The sequence below is a fragment of the Sphingomonas segetis genome (assembly GCF_009720245.1).
GTDB lineage: Bacteria > Pseudomonadota > Alphaproteobacteria > Sphingomonadales > Sphingomonadaceae > Sphingomicrobium > Sphingomicrobium segetis.
The window spans coordinates 1-3324 of sequence record NZ_WJSQ01000214.1; the positions used below are offsets into that span (position 1 = coordinate 1).

At 64.4% G+C, this 3324-nt stretch carries 5 protein-coding genes and 1 tRNA gene; 2 read left to right on the forward strand and 4 right to left on the reverse strand.

The genetic code is table 11. The features are described 5' to 3' along the window. Positions 1 to 404 precede the first annotated feature (404 nt). Positions 405 to 752, forward strand: coding sequence for a PilZ domain-containing protein (locus GH737_RS13830; protein WP_155265366.1), 348 nt, complete (start codon positions 405 to 407; stop codon positions 750 to 752). 246 nt (positions 753 to 998) lie between these two features. Here the strand turns inward: GH737_RS13830 and GH737_RS13835 are convergent, their stop codons facing one another. Next, positions 999 to 1160, reverse strand: a complete 162-nt coding sequence (locus GH737_RS13835) for a hypothetical protein (RefSeq protein ID WP_155265367.1) — start codon at positions 1158 to 1160, stop codon at positions 999 to 1001. A 78-nt stretch (positions 1161 to 1238) separates the two neighbouring features. Between GH737_RS13835 and GH737_RS13840 the strand changes: the two genes are divergently transcribed. Next, the gene (locus GH737_RS13840) at positions 1239 to 1508 is read left to right on the forward strand and encodes a hypothetical protein (RefSeq protein ID WP_196233202.1); all 270 of its coding nucleotides are present in this window, start codon (positions 1239 to 1241) and stop codon (positions 1506 to 1508) included. A gap of 103 nt (positions 1509 to 1611) precedes the next feature. On the opposite strand, the gene GH737_RS13845 is transcribed toward GH737_RS13840, so the two are convergent. The 3 genes from GH737_RS13845 to GH737_RS13855 form a co-directional block, all read right to left on the reverse strand. Continuing rightward, a complete protein-coding gene (locus tag GH737_RS13845) occupies positions 1612 to 2091 on the reverse strand; it encodes a hypothetical protein (RefSeq protein WP_230558824.1) in 480 nt (159 codons plus the stop codon). A 608-nt stretch (positions 2092 to 2699) separates the two neighbouring features. Further along, positions 2700 to 2775, reverse strand: a tRNA-Glu gene (locus tag GH737_RS13850). A gap of 58 nt (positions 2776 to 2833) precedes the next feature. Beyond that, positions 2834 to 3127 (reverse strand): hypothetical protein, encoded by a 294-nt coding sequence (locus GH737_RS13855; protein ID WP_230558825.1) that lies wholly within the window; start codon positions 3125 to 3127, stop codon positions 2834 to 2836. Positions 3128 to 3324 lie beyond the last annotated feature (197 nt).

Here is a 3324-nt window from a genome sequence, read left to right on the forward strand (position 1 = left end):
CTTCGCGGCGGATATTGAGATTTCCCTTGTAGCGGTGGCGAGTGCTCCCGTTGATCGTCCAGCCAGAACCGAGCGCTGCGACTGCCGCCTCCCACAGTCTCTCGACATGGTCGCGATCGTGCGGCCGCCGACATCGATCGCGCCGTCGCCAGCCGCTAGGCCGAGCCGGGCCGCTACCGCGATGGCGGCCCTGTCATGGTTCGAGCGCAGGTAACCGGCCGGTTCCGTTGCCGGCCGTCAGCATCCAGGATCGCTCCGCCGCCGGGCGGCCTCCTGTCTCCTTGCAGTGCCCGCGGATCGCTCCGCGCCCGATTTGCCGCCTGCTCTCGCGCACTTCGCCCGTCGAGCGGCGGCGCGGCGCTCGATGGGAACATATTGCCGATTTCGAGTACTATCGCCCGAGCATGCCTTCCGAAAGCCCAGGTGAGCGGCAGCCGCAGCGAACGAGGCGCGGGTCGCTTGCGGCTGAAGTCGGTATCGGCGACGGCGGATCGCACAGCTCCCGCCGGCGCGTCTTCGACCTTTCGCTTCGAGGCTGCAAGATCGAGTTCGGCGACCGTCCCGCGGTCGGAGAGCGGGTCTGGGTGAAATTTGACGGCCTGGGAGCGATCGAAAGTTCGGTGCGCTGGGTTGCGGGCGATGTCGCCGGCGTTCAGTTCGACCATCCGTTGCATCAGGCCGTATTCGACCGGCTGGCCGGGCCAGGAATTCAGCCGCCAGCGCCGTCCGCTTCGCACGGCGACTCGGATTAGAACGGGGAAAAGAGGAGGCCCGCCGGCCGAACCGGCGGACCTCCCCGACCATGAACGTCCCAGTGGGGCTAGAACGTCTGTCTCTGACTTTATGGATGCCCCCTTAGCCGTGGGTTACCGATCGCTCCGGATCGGCGCCAATGGCGGTACTCATGAGCGGAACCGGCTTTGCGCGCCGCCTCCGGGAGCTCGAATGCCCTTGCGCAGCAGCGCGTGATTGCGCAGGAAGAAGCGTCAGCTGCCGAATCAGGCGGGTGCTTCTCGGTGCACCCGCCATTTTCCCGGCGGCAGGATGACTTCCACTTCTTCCCGGATTAAAAGGGGGCTGCCGAATCCGCCGCCGCGGAGGAATTCGTGCACCCAGTCATCAAGGACCCCGAACGGGCCGACAGCGAGCCAATCGCGCATTCGGAAAATCGGCTCTTGCGCCGTGCCGAGTTCCTCCTGCTCTGCCGGCGCCGAAGGATGGAGATCTTCGATCGGAGCATGTTCGATGAGACCGCCTGGGACGGGCTGCTCGCTCTGTATGTCGAGGAGGCAGCAGGGCGGACGGTCACGGTCGCTCGTCTGGCCGGGCTGATCGGTGCCCGGATTGCTCTTGTCCAGCGATGGGCCGAGTATCTTGAGGAGCAGGAAATGGTCATTCGCAAGCCTCATGGTGTGGAGGGGCGCGCCGGCGCTGTTGCACTGACCGCCAAGGCTCACCGCGATCTTGATCTTTATTTTTCGCGGACATTGGCGTTCGCTTCTGAATAGCCGGAAGCGGTGTATGCCGGTCGGTCCGGCTGAGGGGACGGAAGCAGCAGGGCGCACGATCGGCGATCGACGGTCATGGTGAATGCTGCTGTAGCGACCATCCCTAGCAGTTATGTTCGCGCCAATAGCGTCGCCATTTGATGGCACCGCCTGCCCTCACGACGGCACAGGAGAGGTCACCGAAGTCGGGAGAGCTGCACCAGGCGGCGGTACGATCCCCGTTGCCATTGCCGTCGGACAGGCACGTCATCGTCGCGCCGCGAACCGCGACATGGCCGGTTCGAAGCTTCCCCCTGGCCCCGCCGAACAGCCCGACCAGGCGCTTGCGCGCTTCGACGCCTACGACCGAAGGACAAGGCTGACCTGCCCTGCAGCTGCCATCGATCTCCCGCGCCGCAACGCCCGCGATACGGATCCTGGGACCCTCGGCGCACCAGATCGGCCCGTCCCCGTCCCACACCGCAACCGGGGTGCAGGCGAAGGTCCGGCCGGCCGCGATCACGGGTGCCGCAGCCTCGCTCTCGGGCGGCAGGAAGTTCGAAAGGACGAGAGCAAACAGGACCTTGGCCGCAAACCTTACCATAAGGCATCCCCCTCACAGCGGTCGATTCGGCACGACGAGGCTAGCCTCTTAACGTCGTCCTGGAAACCATCATCGGCCAATCTCTGGTTGGCCCATGCCGTTGCAGCGATGGCGATTTCTGCACCTTTGGGATAACAGATGAAAGAGTCCGCGCCGCGACCTGTGCGCGGTCCGCTCATTGTTCAAAATCCAAGAGGCAAAATGAGCTCTCGCAATCAGGCAAGTCTCTGCCCGTCGCTATTCTGTTCGGCACCCAATCCGGTCCAGTCTCTGGTGAGCGAAAAGCAAGCCGCGCTCGTCAAGGAAGCAGCGCTCGAAGGCGCCATCCTGTGTGGCGCCTGCGGATGCGTGTGGGTTCGCGACCAGATTGCCCGGAAGCGCATCCTGGGAACGCTTCGATCGGAGGGCCGAGGGTACCGGTGGATCTCGGTCTATCAGAGGTCGAGCCATTAGCTCCATCGGCCGCCGGCCACATTCCCGAAGCCAAGCGCGGACGGTTCAGATCTCGTCCGGCAACGTCCGGCAAAGTCTCGGGGCGGATATTCGGGAAATTTTGGGGATGCGGCTCTTGAAGCTGTTCGAAACTGCCGCTAACTACTTGATTCTGTTGGTGACCCCTACGGGACTCGAACCCGTGTTTTCGCCGTGAGAGGGCGACGTCCTGGACCGCTAGACGAAGGGGCCTTCGCGAGAAGAGCGGGCCATATGTGGACTCATCGCACGCTAGTCAATCGCGCCGCCCTCAGCCGTCCTGCTCACGCTCACTGAGGTAACGCATCAGCTCGGCCAGCGTCGATTCCATCTGGTCCTGCATCTGGGTGACGAGCTCGTTCTCGCGCATCCCGACATGGTCGAGCGGCTTGGAATAGCTGTCGGAGAAGGATTGCAGGTCGGCGCGGTCGAACACGCCCTTGGACACCAGCTTGGCGAGGATCACCAGCAGGCCATTGGTGTTGGCAATCGTGCCGGCGACCAGCGCTTCGTCTACCATCGACAGCCGTTTGTCGCTGTCGGTCTCTTCCTCGATCGGATCCATGAAGGAGATCATGCCGCCAACTGCGCGTGGCGCAAGGGGAAGCTCCTACGGCCCGGCGAATTGACCAAGGACAGCCCAGGCGCGCGCCTTTTCGGCGAACGGCCGCGTGTTCGCCGCGCTCGACGACGGCAGGTCGATGAGGGTGATGCGCGGCGGCGGCTCGCCGATCAGCTTGCGCCCGGCCGCAGTCGCCGCCG

Excerpts from the sequence above, each read along its gene's own strand:
- GH737_RS13845 (WP_230558824.1), bottom strand. The coding sequence starts at position 2,091 with ATGGTAAGGTTTGCGGCCAAGGTCCTGTTTGCTCTCGTCCTTTCGAAC.
- GH737_RS13855 (WP_230558825.1), bottom strand. The coding sequence starts at position 3,127 with ATGGATCCGATCGAGGAAGAGACCGACAGCGACAAACGGCTGTCGATG.
- GH737_RS13830 (WP_155265366.1), top strand. The coding sequence starts at position 405 with ATGCCTTCCGAAAGCCCAGGTGAGCGGCAGCCGCAGCGAACGAGGCGC.
- GH737_RS13840 (WP_196233202.1), top strand. The coding sequence starts at position 1,239 with ATGTTCGATGAGACCGCCTGGGACGGGCTGCTCGCTCTGTATGTCGAG.
- GH737_RS13835 (WP_155265367.1), bottom strand. The coding sequence starts at position 1,160 with ATGCGCGATTGGCTCGCTGTCGGCCCGTTCGGGGTCCTTGATGACTGG.